Source organism: Acidovorax sp. HMWF029 (assembly GCF_003060895.1).
GTDB lineage: Bacteria > Pseudomonadota > Gammaproteobacteria > Burkholderiales > Burkholderiaceae_C > Acidovorax.
In genome coordinates this window covers 1-2,557 of sequence record NZ_QAIH01000283.1, presented here as the reverse complement: position 1 = coordinate 2,557, position 2,557 = coordinate 1, and the positions used below count along the sequence as shown (strand labels likewise).

3 protein-coding genes are annotated in these 2,557 nt (G+C 63.4%); 2 read left to right on the top strand and 1 reads right to left on the bottom strand.

Features of this window, described 5'->3' with window-relative positions:
• Positions 1-49: 49 nt before the first annotated feature.
• On the top strand, positions 50-1,312 hold the full coding sequence (locus tag DBR12_RS19625) for a YihY family inner membrane protein (protein ID WP_108618771.1): 1,263 nt from the start codon (positions 50-52) through the stop codon (positions 1,310-1,312).
• An 88-nt stretch (positions 1,313-1,400) separates the two neighbouring features.
• On the opposite strand, the gene DBR12_RS19620 is transcribed toward DBR12_RS19625, so the two are convergent.
• Positions 1,401-1,736, bottom strand: a complete 336-nt coding sequence (locus DBR12_RS19620) for an Mpo1-like protein (RefSeq protein WP_108618770.1) — start codon at positions 1,734-1,736, stop codon at positions 1,401-1,403.
• Positions 1,737-1,949: 213 nt separating this feature from the next.
• Between DBR12_RS19620 and DBR12_RS19615 the strand changes: the two genes are divergently transcribed.
• The coding region (locus DBR12_RS19615) for a TetR/AcrR family transcriptional regulator (protein ID WP_108618769.1) at positions 1,950-2,557 on the top strand (608 nt) is incomplete at its 3' end.

Below are 2,557 nucleotides of genomic sequence, written 5' to 3'. Positions count from 1 at the left end.
TGAGAGGGGTGGCGGGGGATGCAGTCATTGGGGTGGCATCATATCGGCCATGCCCTTGACCTTAAAGACAGCCGCACTGCGCGTGGAAGCGCTGATGACCGAGCTGTCGCACTTCCCGTGGAAAACCACGGCCCAGACGCTGCGCGAGCGCTTTCGTGAGGACCACCTGGGGCTCACGGCCAGCAGCCTGACCTTCACCACCATCCTCGCGCTGGTGCCGTTTTTTACCGTGGCGCTGGCGGTGTTCACTGCCTTCCCCATCTTTGGCAAGCTGCAGGATGCGCTGCAGGGCTGGCTGGTGAGCAGCCTGGTGCCCGACAGCATCTCGCGCCAGGTCATTGGCTACCTCACGCAGTTTGCGGCCAAGGCCAGCAGTCTGGGGGTGGCGGGGTTCAGCATCCTGCTGGCTACAGCGCTGGCGCTGATATTGACCATCGACCGCACGCTCAACGACATCTGGCGCGTGCAGCGCCTGCGCCCGCTGGGGCAGCGGGTGCTGATCTACTGGGCCGCCATCACGCTCGGCCCGCTGCTGATGGGGGCTAGCCTGGCGCTCACGTCGTACGTCGTGTCTGCCTCGGGTGGTCTGGTCAAGCGCCTGCCCGATGGGGTGCAGTTGCTGTTCGATTCGATCCAGTTTGTGGTGCTGGCAGGTGGCATGGCCTCGCTGTACCACTATGTGCCCAACACGCCGGTGAAATGGCGCCACGCCTGGACGGGCGGACTTTTTGTGGCCGTGTGCATCGAGCTGGCCAAGAAGGTGCTTGCGGTGTACTTGAGCAAGGTGCCCACCTATTCATTGGTTTATGGCGCGTTTGCCACGTTGCCCATCTTGCTGGTGTGGATCTATGTGGCCTGGGTCATCGTGCTGCTGGGGGCGGTGGTCACCGCCTACCTGCCCAGCCTGCTGGCGGGCGTGGCACGGCGCGGCACGGTGGCGGGCTGGACGTTTCAGCTCGCCATCGAGGTGCTGCAGGAGTTGCACCGTACGCGCAGCCAGCCCCTGAAGGGCCTGCGCCCCAGCCAGCTCGCGCAGCAGCTGCGTGTGGATGTGCTGCAGCTTGAACCCGTGCTCGAAGCCCTCACAGCCCTGGACTGGGCGGGCGAGGTGGCCGATACAGCGGCGAGTGCTTCAGTCGTGCCCGAGCTGCGCTATGTGCTGCTGGTCGACCCCATCCACACCCCCCTTGCACCCCTGGTGGAGAAGCTGCTGCTGGAGCGTGCGCAAAGCCTGGAGCCGCTGTGGCAGCGCTCGGGTCTGGAGACCCTGCAAATGGCGGATGTGCTGGAAGGCGCCGCACCGGCCAGGTGAGCTGTTGCTTTGCTATTTGCTATAAATAATATAGCTATAAGTGCATGATGGACGCGCGGAGGCGGCCATTTTTTCTTGATTTTTCCGATCAGAACCGCACCTTGCCCGTCCAGATGTCCTTGTACATCACCCAGTCGCCCATGAAGCTGTAGAGCGGGCGCTTGAAGCTGGCGGGCTTGTTCTTCTCGAAGCCGAAGTGCCCCACCCAGGCAAAGCCGTAGCCGCAGAGCAGACCATATAGCAGGTACTGCGGCTTGCCAGTGGCCACCAGCATGGCCAGGCAGACGAGGGTGAGCGTGGAGCCCACGAAGTGCAGGCGCCTGCAGATGTGATTGCTGTGCTCGCCCAGATAGAAGGGGTAGAACTGCGCGAAGCTCTTGAAGCTGCGCGGGTCGGTGGCGGTGTGGGGGGCGCTGATGTCCATCGTTGTCTCCTCTGTTGTTGTTCAGGAGCCTGCCCGTATCCCGCATGCCCGCTGTAAGCAACGGGGAAAAAAGAAAAGGGAGAAAAGGGCGGCTCCTGGCGCTTTATACGCCCAAGCCCGCAGCGATGGGGTAGCGGATTTGACAGGGCGCGGGTGCAGTGTTTTAATAAATCGACTGGTTGATCTATTAATAGTTGCACAAGGTTTTTTGACATGCGTACCGTGAACCCCGAGCGCCATCATGCGCGGCGCCAGCAGATCCTGGAGGCGGCCGTGGCCTGCTTCATGCGCAAAGGCTTTCATGCCACCCGCACGGCCGAGATCTGCACCGAAGCGGGCATGAGCCCCGGCAACCTGTTCCACTACTTCCCCACCAAAGAGGCCATCATCGCGGCCATCGTGGAAGAGGACCAGCGCGAAACTGCCGAGCGTTTTGCCGCTGCGGCGGGCGCCCGCAACCTCTATGACGCCTTGATCGCCATCGTGGAAGAAAGCCTCGCCCTGCTGGCTGACCCGGTGTACACGCGTATCGGCCTGGAGGTGCTGGCCGAGGCCGTGCGTAACCCCGATGTGTTTGCCAGCGTGGCTCGGAGCGAGGCGGGCCGCAAGGCCCAGCTGGTGCGCCTGCTCGATACGGCGGTGGAACGCCAGCAGGCGCGGCTGACCATGTCACCTGCGCAGGCGGCGGACTGGATCCTGCTGCTGCTGGATGGCGCCTTTGGCCGGGCCATGGTGGAAGAGCGTTTTGACGCCCAGGCTTATCGTTCGCTGGTGCTGGGGGCCTTGGCCGCAGTGGTGGTGCCGGTGGGGGAGTGCACATG